Raw genomic sequence first — 17,216 nt, forward strand, 5'->3', positions numbered from 1 at the left:
GATGAACAGCGGCCGTTTCCTCGACAGGACCACCCCGCCCCACATCATCACGCTTGTTGTCATCGCCGGTGTCGCAGCGCTTTGCATGAACGTATTCCTGCCCTCGCTTGCGGCCATGGCGCTTTATTTCGAGACCGATTATGCCGTGATGCAATTTGCCGTTTCGGGCTATCTTGCCGCCACCGCCTGCCTGCAGCTCGTCATCGGCCCGCTCTCCGATCTCTTCGGACGCCGGCCGGTGATGCTCGTCAGCATCGCCATCATGATCGTCGCAACGCTCGTCTGCATGCTCGCACCCAACATCACCGTTTTCATGATCGGGCGCGTCGCGCAGGCGGCCGTCGTTTCCGGCTTCGTGTTGGCGCGCGCCATCGTGCGTGACATGGTGCCAATGGAACAGGCGGCCTCGATGATCGGCTACGTGACCATGGGCATGTCCGTGGTGCCGATGGTGGGGCCGACGGTTGGCGGCCTGCTCAACGACATCTCCGGCTGGCAGTCGAGCTTCGCCCTCCTCTGCCTGCTCGGCATCGGCATTCTGGTGCTCGCCTGGTTCGACCTCGGAGAAACCAACCACAACAAATCGGCGAGTTTTTCCCAGCAGTTTCACGCCTGGCCGGAACTTCTGCGCTCGCCGCTGTTCTGGGGTTATGCGCTGACCTCGACCTTCTCATCGGGCATGTTCTTTTCCTTCCTCGGCGGCGCGCCCTTTGTCGGCAGCGTGCTTTACGGGCTTGCACCGGCCATGCTCGGCCTGCAATTCTTCTTCATGGCCAGCGGCTATATGCTCGGCAACTTCATTTCCGGCCGTTATGCCAGCGAAATCGGCATCACCCGCATGATGCTGTCGGGCAATGTCATCGCCATTGCGGGCATCGTCACGACCATGGTGTTGATCTCGGCCGGGGCGGAAAGCGCCTATGCGTTTTTCGTGCCGCTTGCCCTGATCGGCGTCGGCAACGGCGTAACGCTGCCCAGCGCCAATGCCGGCATGGTCAGCGTCCAGCCGCATCTGGCCGGTTCCGCCTCCGGTCTTGGCGGCGCGATGACCATTGGCGGCGGCGCGGCATTGTCAGTGCTTGCCTCCTCGGTCCTGTCCAAAGAGGATGGAACCTGGCCTCTTCTTCTCGTGATGCTGGCGACCGGCCTTGTCGCCCTCCTCACCACCTATATCGTAAGGCTGCAGGAAAAGCGGGAATGACGGCCCCTTTTGAAATACCCGGTCTCGTGCTCGCCGGCGGGCTTTCGCGGCGCATGGGCAGCAACAAGGCGATGGTGCAGCTGGGCGATCGCCCCCTCATTTCTCATGTCATCAGCCGTATTACGCCGCAGGTCTCGGATGTCACCATTAATGCCGCCATCAGCGGCAATAACGGCTGGGCGGAGAGTTTAGGCCTGCCGATGCTGCCTGATACGCTGAACGGCCATGCCGGCCCTCTCGCGGGCATTCTGGCAGGCATGCGCCACTTCCGCAATCGCGAGACCGCCGGCAGTCATTTTCTTACCGCGCCGGCCGACAGCCCATTTTTTCCTGACGACCTTGTGGCACGCCTTTGCGACCACGTATCGGACCATGCGATCGTCATCGCCGCCTCCAGCGGCCAGCTTCACCCGGTTTTTGCGCTGTGGCCGGTGGCCCTCGCCGATGATCTCGAGGCGTGGCTGAAGAACGATGCAAACCGGCGCATCCGCGCCTATCTTGCCCGGCATGTCACCATCGGCGTGGCTTTCCCGCCGCTGGAAACGGCAAAGGGCAGCCTCGATCCGTTCTTCAACATCAACACGCCGGATGAACTGGCGCTGGCGCGAAGCTATCTGGAGAGCATGGAACCATGACGGCACAAAAGGTCTTCGGCATTGCCGGCTGGAAGAACTCGGGAAAAACCGGCCTTGCGGTGCGCATCGTTACCGAACTGACGGCGCGCGGCTACCGCGTCTCCACCATCAAGCATGCCCATCATGATTTCGACATCGACAAGGTCGGCGCCGATAGCTGGCGTCACCGGCAGGCCGGCGCGCACGAGGTTACCATCGTTTCCGGCACCCGTTTCGCCATCATGCATGAACTGCGCGGCGAACCGGAACCCTCCTTCGAGGACATCCTCGCTCGCCTCGCCCCCTGCGATCTGGTGCTGATCGAAGGTTACAAATATGAGCCGGTGCCAAAGATCGAGGCGCGCCGGCTGGAGGCCGCCAAGACCGAACCGCTTGCGCCGCTCGATCCACATATCGTCGCGATTGCCGCCGATCATGAGGTGGCGGACACGGCGCTCCCCGTTTTCGATCTCGATGATACCGCCACGATCGCAGACTTCATCGAGAAGACGGTGGGGCTGGTCAGGGGCTAGACATGTAGCGGATCGACGTGACTTGGGCTGCATCCCCACATCCGTCATACCGGCCTTGAGCCGGTATCCCAGCGAGCTCAAGTCCTTGGGCTGAGGAGACTCATTCCACCGCGCAGACGCGCGTCGACTGGATGCCGGATCAGGTCCGGCATGACGGAGGAGAAAACCGCGAGGAAACCAACACCCACTAAGCCCGTGGCACCCATTCCAGCACCTTCTCCGCACGCACCACCCCAAAAATGAAAAAGCCGGGTTCTTCACCCGGCTTCATCATTCCTTGAGACGCAATACCTATTCAAGGAAACTGGAGGGGTTCACCGGCGTCGCATCCTTGCGGACTTCGAAGTGAACCTGCGGACGCTTGGCGCTGCCGGTCATGCCTGAGGTGGCGATGGTCTGGCCGCGCTGGACCTTCTGGCCACGCTGTACGTCGAGATTGGCGGCATTGCCGTAAACCGTGACCTTGCCATCGTCGTGACGGACGAGAACCGTGTTGCCGAGCTGCTTCAGGCCGTTGCCCGCATAGATGACCACGCCGTTTTCGGCGGCCTTGATCGGCGTTCCCTCGGGAACGGAGATGTTGATGCCATCGTTGCGGCTGCCTTCGACATTGTCGCCGAAATTGTTGATGACCGCACCGCGTACCGGCCAGCGATATTTGCCGATGCCGGTGGATTCCGGTGCGATGGAGGCCATATCGGCCTTCTTCTCGATATCGCTGACACTTGCCGTGGCCGGTGTGGCAGGCGCAGTCGGAGCGGCGGCAGCAGCGGGAGCCTTGTAGGGCTCAGGCTTGACGGATGCGGTTTCGACCGCCTTCGCCGCTTCCTTGGCGGGAACGGAAGCTGTCTTGATGGCATCCGTCGAAGCGCCCGGCATGTTGAGCGTCTGGCCGACGCGGATGCTTTCATTGCCGAGACCGTTCGCGGCCTTCAAGGCAGCAACCGATACGCCGTTTTCGCGGGCGATCTTCGCCAGGCTGTCGCCCGGCTGAACCTTGTAACCACCGGTCGGCGGCAACGGCTTACCGCCCGGAGGCGTCAGCTTGCCGGCTTCGGAGGAAACCTTGTCACGGACGGCGGTCTGCGACGGTAGCACGGCTACGTTCCCCTCGGGGCCGCGCAGCGGGGTCGGCTGGTCGCCATTGCGGTTGAGAGCGATATTGCCGGCGGCATCCCTGGCGGCATTGCGGGCCTGGCCGAATTTCGGAATGAGGATCGACTGGCCGGCCTGCGCCGAGGATGCGGTCTTCAGACCGTTGACGCGCAGCAGTTCCTTTTCCGGAACGCCGTAACGGTTGGAGAGTGTCGCGATGCTTTCGCCGGGACGCAGGGTCACGGAGGAAGCGCCATCGGTGTGCCAGCCATTCTTGTCGGAACGAACAGTTGCCGTGGTCAGGTTGTCGGCAACGGGCGCGGCAGCCTGCTGCGCGGGCGCTGCAAGAGACGGCGCGGCCTTGGGCTGAGCGGACGGGAAAGGCTGGGCCATGGCTTCGTTGCGGGTCGACGGATCGCGGCTTGCCACGGCGGTCGGCGCCGAAAGCTCGGAACGCTGCACCGGCGAGGCCGAAGCGCGGGCCGTGGAAGGCTGAACCCCGCCATAGCCACCGGACTGCGGATAGGAGTTGCCGGCCATGTTCTGGTTGGCGTAACCACCCTGCGGCGCGGCAGAGGCGTAACCGCCATTCATGTCGCCCTGCGGGACCGGGACCTGCCCGTAAGCACCGCCGCCCTGACGGGCAGGAATTGACGCCGTTGTCATCCGATCCGGTCCACTGGAAAAGAGGCCGCTGAACCGCGTTGCATCCGAGCTACAGCCCGTTGCGACGCTTGCCAGCAATGCCGCTGCGAACATTTTTGCGACTGATTTTCCGATTTTAGACGAATGTCTCATACGCATGACTCGATCTACACTGACGCCAACCCGCCGCATCTAGATGCGATCCGGCACAAATTTCACTTCTTGCAAGGCCCATTTCCCGAGGTGGGGAAAACCATGCGTCGATGTTTATGATTAAAGCGCGTTAGTGTTACCACGCCGTTAAAACGTTAAGCCGCTCAGTGCTTTTTTGACACTTCGATAACCATGACGGAAACCAGATGCGTCATGTTGAGACAATAATGATATTAAAAATCAGATGGTTGCGAAAATTCAGAACATTAGGAGACAAAAATAGAATGTCTCCAAAATTTTCATTTTGTCACAAATGACGCGCAATATGGGTGCTGAGCGGCAGATAAGGCGCCTCGAACAGCTCTTCCTTCTCGAAGCGGCTGCCGGTCTTGGAGAAACGCGTCATCACGCAACGGTCGCCTTCAAGAATGATCGGCGCGATCATCATGCCGCCCGAAACGATCTGCTCGGCAAAGAAGCGGGGCATGGTCGTAAAGGCGGCGGTGGAGACGATGCGATCGAAGGTTCCCTCGCCCACCAGACCATTGCTGCCATCCGCCTGACGGATGACGACATTGCGGATGGAGAGATCATCGAGACAGTTCTGCGCCTGCTGCACCAGCGTCTTGTAGCGCTCCAGCGAAAAGACGCGCTCCACCCGGCGCGCAATGATCGCCGTCATGAAACCGCTGCCCGTGCCGATTTCCAGCACGCGCTGGCCGGGTTTCAGCTGCAGGCGGGCAAGAATCTTCACCGCCATGTCAGCGCCTTCCATGAAGGCGCCGCAGTCGATCGGAATGGTGCGGCTGGAATAGGCGTCGGCCGCAAATTGCGGCGGCACGAATTTGGAACGCGGCGTCTGCTCGACCGCCGTCAGAAGGTCAAGGTCGGAAATCCCCTCGCCCCTTAAGCGGAGAACGAGAGCGGCAAAACCTTCCTTTTCGACCATTGCGGATTTCAATCGGCGACTCCGAATCCAAGTGCTTGCGCAACCCGATCCTTCACCGTGTAGTCCGTCAGGTCAAGCTTAAGCGGTGTGACCGAAATCTTGCCGTGCTTCAAGGCGTGAATATCCGTGCCCTCGCGGAAGGTGCCGAGGCGCTCGCCGAAGCGCAGCCAATAATAAGGAAGACCGCGACCATCCTGCCGCTCCTCCACCGTCAGGCCGAAATCGAGCTTACCCTGCCCGGTGACGGACACGCCCTGCACATCCTTTGGCGCACAATTGGGGAAATTGAGGTTGAGGAAGGTGCCGTCAGGCAGATCGACATCAATGAGCTTGCGAATGAGATCGGGCGCATAGGTTTCAGCGACTTCCCACGGCACAACGCGGCCTTCGGCGTGGCTGAACGCCTGGCTCAGCGCAAAGGAGCGCACGCCCTGCAGCGTGCCTTCGATGGCGCCGGCAATGGTGCCGGAATAGGTGACATCATCGGCCATGTTGGCGCCGGCATTGACGCCTGACAGAACGAGATCGGGTTTTTCCGGCAGAACCTCGCGAATGCCCATGATGACGCAATCGGTGGGCGTGCCGCGCAGCGCGAAATGTTTGTCGGAAACCTTACGCAGACGCAGCGGTTCGGAAAGCGTCAGCGAATGGGCAAGCCCGCTCTGGTCGGTCTCCGGCGCGACGATCCAGACATCGTCGGACAGCGTGCGGGCGATACGCTCCAGCACGGCCAGACCTTCGGCGTGAATACCGTCGTCATTCGTCAGCAAAATCCGCATGTTTTCCTCCGCTGCTGTATCCCGCTACGAGGACACAATGATTTCTCTCAGAGAAGCATCCCTACAACCGTCATTCCGGCCTTGAGCCGGAATCCTGTCGACGCGCATCCGCGCGGCGGGAAGAGTCTCTTCAGCCCAATGACTTGGGCTGGCTGGATACCGGCGCAAGGCCGGCATGACAGCCGCTTAACAGACGGACAATCAGGCCGCCTTCTCGATCCGCGTCAGCCCGCCCATATAGGGCAGCAGCACGTCCGGAATTGTGACGGAACCATCGTCGTTCAGATAATTCTCGAGAACGGCGATCAGGCAGCGGCCGACGGCGGTACCGGAACCGTTCAGCGTATGAACGAACTTTGTCGCCTTGTCGTCCTTGCCGCGATAACGCGTATTCATGCGCCGCGCCTGGAAATCGCCGCAGACCGAGCAGGAGGAAATTTCGCGATAGGTATTCTGGCCAGGCAGCCACACTTCCAGATCGTAGGTCTTGCGGGCGCTGAAGCCCATGTCGCCCGTGCAGAGCGTCATGGTGCGGAAATGCAGGCCAAGGCGCTTCAGAACTTCTTCGGCGCAGGCCGTCATTCGCTCATGCTCGGCAACGGCGCTTTCCGCATCGGTGATGGAGACGAGCTCACATTTCCAGAACTGATGCTGGCGCAGCATGCCGCGCGTGTCGCGACCGGCCGAGCCCGCTTCCGAACGGAAGGACGGCGTCAGCGCGGTGAAGCGCAGCGGCAGCTTCTCCTGATCGAGAATTTCGCCGGACACGAGGTTGGTCAGCGTCACCTCCGCCGTCGGGATCAGCCAACGGCCATCCGTGGTCTTGAACAGGTCCTCGGAGAATTTAGGCAATTGCCCGGTGCCGAACATCGCCTCGTCGCGCACCATCAGCGGCGAGGAGACTTCGGTATAGCCATGTTCGCTGGTGTGCAGGTCGATCATGAACTGGCCGAGTGCTCGCTCCAGACGCGCCAGCTGGCTGGTCAGCACGGTGAAACGTGCGCCGGAAAGCTTGGCGGCACGCTCGAAATCCATATAGCCGAGCGCTTCGCCAATCTCGAAGTGCTCCTTTGCCTCATGGTTCCAGCCGGGCTTCTGGCCGACCACACGGGCGACCACATTGTCATGCTCGTCCTTGCCGTCGGGCACATCGTCGAAAGGTATGTTGGGCAGGCGCGACAGCGCGTCGTTCAACTCGGCGGTGACCTGACGGTCCTCCTCCTCGGCGCGCGGCATGTTGTCCTTGAGGTCGGCGACTTCGGCCTTAAGCTTTTCAGCAAGCTCCATGTTCTTCTGCGCCATGGCGGCGCCGATCTCCTTGGAGGCGGCATTGCGGCGCGACTGCATGTCCTGCAGGGACTGGATGACGGAACGGCGCTTTTCATCGAGCGCGATCAGGCCGCTGGCAGCAGGCTCCGCGCCACGGCGCGCAAGCGCCGCATCAAAGGCTTCGGGGTTTTCGCGTATCCATTTAATGTCGTGCATCGTCGTTCCAGACCGTTGTTGCATTGCCCGTGTTTTACAGCAAAACGCCGGGCATGAACCCGGCGCGAGGAGATTTTCAGAGCGGCGAGACCTTCAGGAAAATCAGGTCTCCTCCAGCTCCGTGCTTGCGGATTCCGCAGCGCGCTTCCTCTCCACGAGTCGAGCCATGTAGATGGAAATCTCGTAGAGAATGATCGCAGGCAGTGCAAGACCGATCTGGGACATGGGATCCGGCGGCGTCAGCACGGCGGCAACCACAAAGGCCATGACGATGGCGAACTTGCGCTTTTCCCTGAGCCAGTCGCTGGTCAAAAGCCCGACACGCGCCAGAAGCGTGGTGACGACGGGCAGCTGGAACACCAGACCGAAGGACAGCACCAGCGTCATGATGAGGCTCAGATATTCCGACACCTTCGGCATCAGCGAAATCGCGACTTCGCCATCTTCCGGCAATTGCTGCATGGCGAGGAAGAACCACATGACCATGGGCGTGAAGAAGAAATAGACGAGCGCCGCACCGATAAGGAACAGGATCGGGGAAGCGATGAGGAATGGCAGGAAGGCGGCGCGCTCGTTCTTGTAGAGACCGGGCGCCACGAATTTGTAAAGCTGCGAGGCGATCACCGGGAAGGAGATCACCATGGCGCCGAACATCGCAACCTTGATCTGCGTGAAGAAGAATTCCTGCGGCGCAGTATAGATCAGCGACGATTTCGTCACATCCAGACCCGCCCAGAGCACGGCCCATTTATAGGGAATGACAAGCAGGTTGAAGAGATGTTTGGCAACGGCGAAGCAGCCGATGAAGGCAATGAAGAACGCGCCGAGCGCCCAGATCAGCCGCGTGCGCAACTCCATGAGATGCTCAATAAGCGGCTGCGGCTTATCCTCGATATCCCCGCTCATGCTTCATCCTTTGTGGGCTTTGCAGCCTTGGTTTTTGCCGTCTTCGCCGGCTTGGCATCGGCCACCGCCGCCTTGTCTGCGGAAGACTTCCGGACGGCCGCCTTTTTGGCGACGGTCTTCACGGCGGGCTTCGAGGCGGCGGGCTCACTGGTTTTCGCGGTGACGGCGGTTTCGGGCGCTGCGGCAACCTTGCTCCGGGCTGCACGTTTCGGCTTGGCGGCAACCGCTTCGGCCTCAACAGTAGCAATAGATTTCGCCCGCGCGCGCTTCGGCTTCTCCTCCGCAGCGACGGCCGCGGCAACCGGCGCAGCGGGTGCGGCTACAACAGGCGGCGCATCCGGCAGCTTCATTTCAGGCTCAGGCACGCTGACCAGCGGCGCGACCGGCTCGCTTGTCGCCGGCGCCGGCGTGGACGAAAGACCATCCGGCGCAGCCGTCGCCTTCTGAAGATCGGACTTGATCTCGTTGCCGAGCTGGCGAAGCGGGTTCATCGCATCGCGCAGCGAGTTGGTGGGGTTGAGATTGCGGACATCGGAGATCGTCTGGCGCACATCGTCCATGTCGGCCTCTTTGAGCGCCTCATCGAACTGCGTGCGGAAGTCCCCCGCCATCTTGCGAAGGCCGGCCATCGTCTTGCCGAAGGCGCGGATCATGGGCGGCAAGTCTTTCGGTCCGACGACCACGATCAAAACGACCGCAATCACCAGAAGCTCGCTCCAGCCGATATCAAACATCAATATGCTCCCGAGACCCTAACGCCCGTCAGTCTCACACCAAGCGGCAAGGCCGCTTACTTGATCTCGTCAGCCTTGTGGTCGACGGTCTTCGTGTTGGCATCGGCCGGCGGCGGCGTCTGGTCTTCGTCAGCCATGCCCTTCTTGAAGCTCTTGATGCCCTTTGCGACATCACCCATCAATTCCGGAATCTTGCCGCGTCCGAAGAGGACGAGAACGATCACCAGCACGATGAGCCAATGCCACACACTAAAAGAACCCATAACTGAAACTCCTGAATTTCGCTTTCAGACGATGTAAGACGTTTGAAAGGCTTTTTCAAACGACAAATCGTCGCTTCAACAGCGAGTGCGCATAAAGTTTTCGTGGCCGCGCCAACAGGATGGCGATATCAATCGTCGCCATCGCCGCCGCCAGGCGCAAGCAGGCCCAGTTCCTCAAGATCAAGCTGCGTGATCGGGTCTTCGTCCTCACGCAATTCGTCGCTCATCATCGGCAGAGGCACGCCGAAATTGGAGGGAATGCGGCCGGAAAGCAGCCCTGCGCCCTTCAATTCCTCAAGGCCCGGCAGATCGCGCAGTTCCTCAAGGCCGAAATGGTCGAGAAACTCCACCGTGGTGCCGATCGTCACGGGCCGGCCGGGTGTACGCCTGCGGCCACGGAACCTGACCCAGCCCGCCTCCATCAGCACATCAAGCGTGCCGCGCGAGGTCTGAACACCGCGGATTTCCTCGATTTCGGCGCGTGTCACCGGTTGATGATATGCGATAATCGCAAGAACTTCCAGCGCCGCGCGCGACAGCTTCTTCGGCTCCTTCTCCTCGGCACGGATGACGAAGGAAAGATCCCCGGCGGTGCGAAAGGCCCATTGCCCGCCCACCTGCACGAGATTGACGCCCCGCTCCGCATAGAGAACCTTGAGACGCTGCAGAATGGCGACGACATCCATGCCGCGCGGCAGGCGCTCGGCGATGAAACCGACGGAAACCGGCTCGGACGAGGCGAAGACCAAAGCCTCGGCGATCCGCTCGGCCTCCTTCACCTGCCGTTCGGAAAATACCGTCTGTTCGGGCTCGGCCCCATCTGCCGCAATGGTGACCTCGGCGGTCTCATCATCATTCATCATTATCAGTCCTTTCGGCATTCACGGCACGGTCGTCCCTTGCGCCGCGGCGCATATAGATGGGCTGGAAAGCACCGTCCTGCCGGATTTGCAGCGAGCCCTCGCGCACCAGCTCCAGCGAAGCGGCAAAGGCGCTGGCAATCGCCGTCACGCGCATGGCCGGATCGGGCACATATTGCAGCAGATATTGATCGAGCACGGTCCATTCCCCGACATCGCCAAGGAGGTGGGTCAGAAGCTCGCGCGCCTCGACAAGCGACCAGACCTGCCGTTTTTCAATCGTGACCTGGGTAATCGCCTGACGCTGCCGCAGATTGGCATAGGCGCTGAGCAGATCGTAAAGATTGGCCTCATAGGCCGAGCGGTTGATATGCGGAATATGCTCCGGCGCGCCACGGGCAAAAACATCGCGGCCGAGCTGGGCGCGGTTGACGAGGCGTTCCGCCGCCTCGCGCATCGCCTCCAGGCGTTTCAGCCGGAAGGCCAGCGTCGCGGCCATTTCCTCGCCCGAGGGGCCGTCATCTTTGGATTGCTGCGGAATGAGGAGCTTGGATTTGAGGAAGGCGAGCCATGCCGCCATCACGAGATAATCGGCCGCCAGTTCGATGCGCACGCGGCGCGCGCTTTCCACGAATTGCAGATATTGCTCGGCGAGCGCCAGCACCGAAATGCGCGACAGATCGACCTTCTGCGTGCGCGCAAGATGCAGGAGAAGATCGAGCGGGCCTTCAAAACCCGCGACATCGATGACCAGCCCGGCCTCACCCGTCAACCGCTCCGGCGTCACATCCTGCCAGAGCTTGTCCATCGGCGTTGAATTGCGAGACTTGTCTGCGGCCATTGTTCCATCCGCCGGGCGTCCGGCCTTGATCCCGAGTGAGCGGCCGCCCCCAAGATCGTCAGGAAACGGCCCACATGGCGTTGAATTCGGCTCTCAGTTCCGCTTCGTCGGACGGGTCCGCAGTCGGGAAACCCGCTTCAACTGCCCGCACCCGCTCCAGCGAGCGGCCGGAAAGAACGGGAACCTCCTTCACGACTTCAAGCATTTCACCCATCACGCCATTGCAATGCAAGACTATATCGCAGCCACCCGCAACAATATTCGCAGCCCGCTCGCCCAGCGTACCCTTCAACGCGTTCATGGAACTGTCGTCGGACATCAGCAGGCCATCAAAGCCGATGCGGCCGCGAATGATCTCCTCGATGACCTTCGGCGAGGTCGTCGCCGGCCGTTCGCGGTCGACGGCATTGAATACCAGATGCGCGCTCATCGCCATCAATTCGTGGTTCAGCGCCCGGAACGGCACAAAATCATGGGCGTCCAGCTCATCGAGCGGTACGTCGACAACAGGCAGTTCATGATGCGAATCCACCATGCCGCGACCGTGACCCGGCATATGTTTCATGACAGGCAGCATGCCGCCCGCCTTCAGGCCATCGGCGGCCGCCTGCCCCATCTCGGCCACCATGGTCGGCGTGTAGCCATAGGCGCGGTTGCCGATGACGTTGCTGGCGCCTTCCACCGGCACGTCAAGCACCGGCAGGCAATCGACATTGATACCGAATTTCATGAGGTCGAAGGCGTGCAGGCGCGACATCAGCCAGGCGGCACGCAGACCCGCCCCCCGGTCGCGCTCATAGATTTCACCGAGAATGCGGGCATTCGGATAGGCCTGCAGGATCGGCGGCTTGATGCGCTGAACACGCCCACCCTCCTGATCGATCAGAACCGGCGCGTCTGGCCGCCCGACGGCGTCGCGCATGGCGGCGACGAGATCGGTGATCTGCTGCGGCTCGCCGATATTGCGCCCGAACAGGATGAAGCCCCAAGGCTGTTCATCGCGGTAAAGGGCAATCTCGTCGGCGGTCAGCGAAAGCCCGCTGCATCCGAGGATCATAGCTTTGCAATCGGTCATGATGTCACGCTCTCAGGGAAGATAGGGGTAAGGGTAAGGAGACTGCGCCATCGGGACTGCGAAAATCGTCCGATAACCTCTCCGCCGTCATCCTCGGGCTTGATCCGAGGATCCATCGCTCCGGGTTGTGGATCCTCGGGACAAGCCCGAGGATGATGCAGAGTGTGATGGAAGGTCCAAATACTCTAAGGGCTGCCTCATGCGGCAGCCCCAATCTTTCTACGCCGGATCAGCCTCTATCAGCGCGCTACCAGGCAGCTGCCGCCGGCTGAGCGGAACTTTTCGCACAGCGCCACGGCTTCGTTCTTGTCACCCGCCGGGATGCGGACGCGGTAGAACGTGCCCTTGCCGGCGATTTCGGCGGCCTTGATGTCGACGCCACGTCCACCGATGACCGAGCCGAACTTGGCCGACATGTTCTGGTAGGACTTCTGGGCTTCCGCCTGGCTCGGCAGCGAGGCGATCTGGATGTAGTAGCCACCGGCAGAAGGCGTGCTGGTCGCTGCCGGGGTCGCGGCTGCCGTCTGCTGCTGCGCGGCCTGCGGCTGTGCCGGAGCGGTCGCGGGGCGCACATTGCCCTGGTTGGTCACCGTTGCCACCACATTGGCAGGCTGCGAGGACGGACGTGCCGCTGGAAGCGGTGCTGCCGACTGCGCTGCCGGCTTGGCGGCGGCGGCAGGTGTGTTGGCCTGCGGCTGAGCCTGCTCCGGCGCGACCGGAACCCGCGATGCGGCGATGACGGCGGGAGCGCCCTCACCGGGCTTCGCGGTCTGCGGCGCTGCAAGCTCCTCGACCTTGTCGGCCTTCGGCGGCTGGGCTGCAGGTACCTCGACCTCCTGGGCAACCAGCGTGCCATCAGGCTTGACGATCATGGTGCGGACCTTGCGCGGCGAAACGCCGGTTGCAGCCGAACCTTCGTTCTGTGCGGCCTTTTCTTCCGGCGAAAGCAGACGCGGATCCTCGGTCTCGCCAACCGGCGTGCCGGCGGCTTCCATATCCGCGTCGTTTTCGCCTTCAAGCGGCAATTGTTCGGGGATCAGCGTGCGCTGAACCACATCCACCGGCTGCTCGTTGCTGGAAATCAGCGCCGGCTGCTTCGGATCGGCAGCGCTGCCGCCAGCCACGCGGTCATAAACCGCCTTGTCCTGATTTGGCACGACGCGACCGCCCGGATTTTCCGGCACGACCTTCATCGGGTCATTGTCGGCGGAGATGATGACAGGTGCGCCATTGGAGCCCGTGCTGGACGAGCCGCCGGAAACCAGCGCGTAAACGCCGCCACCGATCAGCACCAGACCGATTGCGGCTGCAACCGGCATGATCCAGCGGCGACCGCCGCGTTCATCCTCGTCACGATAAGCCGCCGGATGCTCCACATAGGTATTCTCGGCGTCGCGGGACGCGTTGCCACGGGACGCCGCAGCCTCCTGCATGGAACGACGGAAATCCTCTTCCAGCGCCCGTTCGAATTCATCGGCCTCTTCCGGAGCCTGAACAGGACGCGCCTGGGCGGCGCCGCGATTTTCCGCATGTTTGTGACGGTCGAGACCACCGGCGACAGCAGGCGCAAACAGCGTCGCAAGCTCGGTATCGATATCTAGATCTTCTTCGTGACGGCGCGCGGCCGGCTTGGGTTCAAAAACCCCGACCGGCAGTTCCGGCACATCCATTTCGACGATGGTTTCCGGATGTTCTTCCGTCTCGCCGATCTGCGAAGGATCGAAAGGCAGGCTTTCCAGCGTCTGCGGTGCCGGCTGCGGTGCTGCAGCAGCGGGACGCGGCTGAACAGCATCAGCAGCGACCGGTGCGGCAACGGGAGCCGGGCGCGGCTGCGGCGCGGGCTGTTCTCTCACGGGCTGCGGCGCAACGGCAGCAACGGCAACCGGAGCGACCGGCTGCTGGCGAACGGGTTGCGGCGCGGGCGCAGGTGCAACCTCCGCCTCGGCGATTTCAGACAAATCCAGATCAAGATCGAGATCGTCGAGCGCGAGCTCGAAATCATCATCGTTGAAGCCGGCGAAATCCGTGAAATCCAACTCTTCGACGGGTGCTGCGGGCGCAGCAGCGACAATCGGCGCTGCCTTCACCGGCGCGGCGGCGACCACGGGCGGCTCCACCTCCGCAGCCTGCGCAGCGGGAACGTCCTGCACGAGCGGTGTTTCACCGCGACCGGGAATGGAATATTTCGCGACGTCGTAAATCAGCTCGTCCATCGGCGAGAGATGTTTCGATGCCGGCTTCTCGGCAACCTCAAACGCCAGAGGCTCTGCGGCAGGCGTGAAGGTCTCGGCAACCGGCGGTGCAAAGGACGGAGCGGTCTCTTCCGCCTGAACGAAGGCAGGTGCGGGAGCGGCTTCGACCTGCGGCTCGATACGGGCCGCGGCAGGCTGCTGCTCGGAACGCGGCTCAACCCGCTTCGGATCGACAGCCGAAACATCCCGGCGCGCGCCGAAATTGGCAAGCGGCAGCCGCAGGCTGGAGAATTCCAGCGAAGATCGGCCGCCATGCGACGGCGGACGCACGGAAATCGGTGCGGGCGCTTCCTCGGCGACAGCTATTTCCACCTCATCGGCGAGATCGAAAGCCTGCGGCTCCGGCGCATAGGTCTGAACATTGCTCGAAACATCGGCCGGGAGTTCCGGCATGGCGTGCCATTCGGGTTGCACGGGCTCAGTGGCCTGCGGCTCTTCCCATGCCACCTGCTGGGCGGCCGGCTGATAAACCATCGGCTCGGCGGGACGCGACTGGCGCGAATGCACATCGAAAACTTCGGCCACCGCGCCGGCATCGTCACGGAAATCCGCGCGAATATCCTGGGTGGTCGTTTCGACGTAGTTGTGAATATAGGCCTGATCGATTTCCGGAAGCGGCTCTTCCCTCACCTCTGGCGCAGATGCGGCCACGGGTTCGGCCACCGGCGCAAGCTCCGGCTCGCGGCGGGCGAAAACGGATTCGACACGCTGCATGAAATCGTTGGGATGGATGCCCGCACGGACATCGTTTGCCGGATCAAGAACGACCGGATCGGCGTGCGGCGCATCGTAAACCTCGAACTCCCGAAGCAGCTCGTCTTCGAGGTTGAATTCGGGTTCGCGGCGGGTTGCCGGCGAGGCAGCGCGTGGCGCAGCTTCGGAACCCGCATGCGAAGGACGATCTTCGAAGCCGACGATACGTGCCAGCTCTGCCAGAGGATCGTTGTCAGCGAAGCCTTCGGACCGGGTGTCCCGGTTATACGCGACATTTTTTTCGACCATTACGTGTTCCACCATCTACGCATTGCAGCTCTTGCCAGCGTATTGTGAGCAAATAATGGTGATATGTTATCGCATTTCAGCAGGTGCGTCCGCTCCTAAAAGCGTAAGGCCGGACCTCAAAACATTTGCGACAGCATTCACCAGCCCAAGTCTGGCAATGCTCAATTCTCGGTTTTTATCGTTAATAAAACGTAATTCCGGCTGGTCTTTACCCTTGTTCCAGTGTCCATGGAAGGAACTGGCGAGATCATAGAGGTAAAAAGCAAGCCGGTGCGGCTCATGCGAAAGGGCTGCGGATTCGATCAGGCGCGGGTATTCGGCGAGCTTTGCAACCAGCTGCAACTCATTGATATCACTGATCAAAGCGACAGATGCCGCCATCTCTTCCGCAGAGGGAGCAAGCCCCGGAAACGCTTCCTGCGCCTGCCGGAAGATCGACATTGAGCGGGCGTGCGCATATTGCACGTAAAAAACCGGATTATCCTTCGATTGTTCGGTCACTTTCGCGAAATCGAAGTCCAGCGGCTCGGAATTCTTCCGATAAAGCATCATGAATCGCACGGGATCGCGACCCACTTCATCGACAACATCGCGCAGCGTGACGAAGTCGCCGGAGCGTTTCGACATCTTCACCGGCTCGCCGTCACGGAACAGCTTGACGAGCTGGCACAGAAGAACCGTCAGCTTCGACTTGCCCTCGGAGACGGCGCGCGCGACAGCCTCCAGACGCTTGACGTAACCGCCATGGTCAGCACCGAGCACATAGATCATCTCGGAGAAACCGCGATCGAACTTGTTCTTAAAATAGGCAACGTCGGCGGCAAAATAGGTGTAGGAGCCGTCCGACTTCATCAGCGCGCGGTCCATATCGTCGCCCACTTCCGTGGAGCGGAACAGCGTCTGTTCGCGGTCTTCCCAGTCCTCAGGCAATTCTCCCTTCGGCGGCGGCAGCGTGCCCTTGTAGACATGGCCCTTGAAGGTGAGGTCGTTGATGGCCGAGAGGATCGGACCGCCATTGCCCTCATGCAGCGTGCGCTCCGAGAAGAACACGTCGTGCCTGACGTTGAGCAGCGCAAGATCCTCACGGATCATCACCATCATCGCGTCGATCGCCTTGTCCTTTACGATCGGCAGCCATTTTTCCTCGGGCATGGCGCGCAGCTTGATGCCATATTCATCCGCCAGCGCCTGGCCAACGGGAACGAGATAGTCACCGGGGTAGAGACCGGACGGAATGGTGCCGATATCTTCACCAAGCGCCTCGCGGTAACGCAGGAACACCGAACGGGCCAGCACATCGATCTGCGAGCCGGCATCGTTGATGTAATATTCCTTGGTAACGCCGTAACCCGCAAAAGCGAGCAGGTTCGCCAGCGTGTCGCCGACAACGGCGCCACGGCAATGGCCGACATGCATCGGGCCGGTCGGGTTGGCGGAGACATATTCGACGTTGATCTTCTGGCCAGCACCGACGGTGGAGCGGCCGAAATCGATGCCCTGACTGATCATATCGGCCAGAAGACGCTGCCAGTAACCGACCGAAACCTTGAGATTGATGAAGCCCGGACCGGCGACATTGACGCTGTCGACATCGCCATCCGCCTGAAGTGCGGGCACGATGAGTTCGGCAAGCGCGCGCGGATTGGTGCCGAGCGGCTTCGCCAGCACCATGGCGGCATTGGTTGCTACATCGCCGTGGCTCAGATCACGCGGGGATTCGACCGTAACTCGACTGAAATCGACCTTTTCGCGGTTCTCTTTCACGAGATCGAGGGTCTCGAGCGCGTTTTTGATCCTGGTATCGAAATCAGCAAAAATGTTCATCGTTC

15 protein-coding genes are annotated in these 17,216 nt (G+C 61.4%); 3 read left to right on the forward strand and 12 right to left on the reverse strand.

The features are described 5' to 3' along the window. Position 1 precedes the first annotated feature (1 nt). From DA915_RS08605 to mobB, 3 genes are read left to right on the forward strand one after another with little or no spacing between them, the layout of a single operon-like run. Positions 2-1,201, forward strand: a complete 1,200-nt coding sequence (locus tag DA915_RS08605; protein WP_080866183.1) for a multidrug effflux MFS transporter — start codon at positions 2-4, stop codon at positions 1,199-1,201. Beyond that, entirely contained in the window at positions 1,198-1,836 is a 639-nt protein-coding gene (gene mobA / locus DA915_RS08610; protein ID WP_107675609.1) for a molybdenum cofactor guanylyltransferase MobA, read from the forward strand. Before DA915_RS08605 ends, mobA begins: the two co-directional genes overlap by 4 nt. Beyond that, on the forward strand, positions 1,833-2,348 hold the full coding sequence (gene mobB / locus DA915_RS08615; RefSeq protein WP_107675610.1) for a molybdopterin-guanine dinucleotide biosynthesis protein B: 516 nt from the start codon (positions 1,833-1,835) through the stop codon (positions 2,346-2,348). Before mobA ends, mobB begins: the two co-directional genes overlap by 4 nt. Before the next feature lie 291 nt (positions 2,349-2,639). On the opposite strand, the gene DA915_RS08620 is transcribed toward mobB, so the two are convergent. The 12 genes from DA915_RS08620 to argS form a co-directional block, all read right to left on the reverse strand. Further along, positions 2,640-4,202 carry a LysM peptidoglycan-binding domain-containing M23 family metallopeptidase gene (locus DA915_RS08620; RefSeq protein WP_192886443.1) on the reverse strand — a complete coding sequence of 521 codons (1,563 nt, stop codon included), beginning with the start codon at positions 4,200-4,202 and terminating at the stop codon, positions 2,640-2,642. 346 nt (positions 4,203-4,548) lie between these two features. After that, positions 4,549-5,202: a protein-L-isoaspartate(D-aspartate) O-methyltransferase gene (locus tag DA915_RS08625; RefSeq protein ID WP_026364136.1), complete on the reverse strand. Its 654-nt coding sequence runs from the start codon at positions 5,200-5,202 to the stop codon at positions 4,549-4,551. Further along, entirely contained in the window at positions 5,199-5,969 is a 771-nt protein-coding gene (gene surE / locus DA915_RS08630; protein ID WP_003509717.1) for a 5'/3'-nucleotidase SurE, read from the reverse strand. The genes DA915_RS08625 and surE overlap by 4 nt, the downstream gene beginning before the upstream one ends. Before the next feature lie 201 nt (positions 5,970-6,170). Next, the gene (serS, locus tag DA915_RS08635) at positions 6,171-7,454 is read right to left on the reverse strand and encodes a serine--tRNA ligase (RefSeq protein WP_080866185.1); all 1,284 of its coding nucleotides are present in this window, start codon (positions 7,452-7,454) and stop codon (positions 6,171-6,173) included. 102 nt (positions 7,455-7,556) lie between these two features. Then, positions 7,557-8,360 (reverse strand): twin-arginine translocase subunit TatC, encoded by an 804-nt coding sequence (tatC, locus tag DA915_RS08640; protein WP_003509720.1) that lies wholly within the window; start codon positions 8,358-8,360, stop codon positions 7,557-7,559. Next, positions 8,357-9,094: a Sec-independent protein translocase protein TatB gene (gene tatB, locus DA915_RS08645; protein WP_107675612.1), complete on the reverse strand. Its 738-nt coding sequence runs from the start codon at positions 9,092-9,094 to the stop codon at positions 8,357-8,359. Before tatB ends, tatC begins: the two co-directional genes overlap by 4 nt. 56 nt (positions 9,095-9,150) lie before the next feature. Then, on the reverse strand, positions 9,151-9,357 hold the full coding sequence (locus DA915_RS08650) for a twin-arginine translocase TatA/TatE family subunit (RefSeq protein ID WP_003509722.1): 207 nt from the start codon (positions 9,355-9,357) through the stop codon (positions 9,151-9,153). Between the two features lie 128 nt (positions 9,358-9,485). Then, positions 9,486-10,220: an SMC-Scp complex subunit ScpB gene (gene scpB, locus DA915_RS08655; RefSeq protein ID WP_107675613.1), complete on the reverse strand. Its 735-nt coding sequence runs from the start codon at positions 10,218-10,220 to the stop codon at positions 9,486-9,488. Continuing rightward, positions 10,210-11,058 (reverse strand): ScpA family protein, encoded by an 849-nt coding sequence (locus DA915_RS08660; RefSeq protein ID WP_031234222.1) that lies wholly within the window; start codon positions 11,056-11,058, stop codon positions 10,210-10,212. Before DA915_RS08660 ends, scpB begins: the two co-directional genes overlap by 11 nt. 58 nt (positions 11,059-11,116) lie before the next feature. Beyond that, positions 11,117-12,133, reverse strand: coding sequence for a beta-N-acetylhexosaminidase (gene nagZ / locus DA915_RS08665; protein WP_003509725.1), 1,017 nt, complete (start codon positions 12,131-12,133; stop codon positions 11,117-11,119). A gap of 239 nt (positions 12,134-12,372) precedes the next feature. Beyond that, positions 12,373-15,387, reverse strand: coding sequence for an SPOR domain-containing protein (locus tag DA915_RS08670; protein WP_107675614.1), 3,015 nt, complete (start codon positions 15,385-15,387; stop codon positions 12,373-12,375). Positions 15,388-15,453: 66 nt separating this feature from the next. Then, entirely contained in the window at positions 15,454-17,211 is a 1,758-nt protein-coding gene (gene argS, locus DA915_RS08675; RefSeq protein ID WP_080866592.1) for an arginine--tRNA ligase, read from the reverse strand. Positions 17,212-17,216: the final 5 nt, after the last annotated feature.

It is taken from the genome of Agrobacterium sp. LAD9 (assembly GCF_003031125.1).
Lineage (GTDB): Bacteria > Pseudomonadota > Alphaproteobacteria > Rhizobiales > Rhizobiaceae > Agrobacterium > Agrobacterium radiobacter.

Bases quoted from the DNA above. Each gene is read 5' to 3' on its own strand.
- DA915_RS08605 (WP_080866183.1), top strand. From the start codon at position 2: ATGAACAGCGGCCGTTTCCTCGACAGGACCACCCCGCCCCACATCATC.
- mobA (WP_107675609.1), top strand. From the start codon at position 1,198: ATGACGGCCCCTTTTGAAATACCCGGTCTCGTGCTCGCCGGCGGGCTT.
- mobB (WP_107675610.1), top strand. From the start codon at position 1,833: ATGACGGCACAAAAGGTCTTCGGCATTGCCGGCTGGAAGAACTCGGGA.
- DA915_RS08620 (WP_192886443.1), bottom strand. From the start codon at position 4,202: ATGTTCGCAGCGGCATTGCTGGCAAGCGTCGCAACGGGCTGTAGCTCG.
- surE (WP_003509717.1), bottom strand. From the start codon at position 5,969: ATGCGGATTTTGCTGACGAATGACGACGGTATTCACGCCGAAGGTCTG.
- serS (WP_080866185.1), bottom strand. From the start codon at position 7,454: ATGCACGACATTAAATGGATACGCGAAAACCCCGAAGCCTTTGATGCG.
- tatC (WP_003509720.1), bottom strand. From the start codon at position 8,360: ATGAGCGGGGATATCGAGGATAAGCCGCAGCCGCTTATTGAGCATCTC.
- tatB (WP_107675612.1), bottom strand. From the start codon at position 9,094: ATGTTTGATATCGGCTGGAGCGAGCTTCTGGTGATTGCGGTCGTTTTG.
- DA915_RS08650 (WP_003509722.1), bottom strand. From the start codon at position 9,357: ATGGGTTCTTTTAGTGTGTGGCATTGGCTCATCGTGCTGGTGATCGTT.
- scpB (WP_107675613.1), bottom strand. From the start codon at position 10,220: ATGATGAATGATGATGAGACCGCCGAGGTCACCATTGCGGCAGATGGG.
- DA915_RS08660 (WP_031234222.1), bottom strand. From the start codon at position 11,058: ATGGCCGCAGACAAGTCTCGCAATTCAACGCCGATGGACAAGCTCTGG.
- nagZ (WP_003509725.1), bottom strand. From the start codon at position 12,133: ATGACCGATTGCAAAGCTATGATCCTCGGATGCAGCGGGCTTTCGCTG.
- DA915_RS08670 (WP_107675614.1), bottom strand. From the start codon at position 15,387: ATGGTCGAAAAAAATGTCGCGTATAACCGGGACACCCGGTCCGAAGGC.
- argS (WP_080866592.1), bottom strand. From the start codon at position 17,211: ATGAACATTTTTGCTGATTTCGATACCAGGATCAAAAACGCGCTCGAG.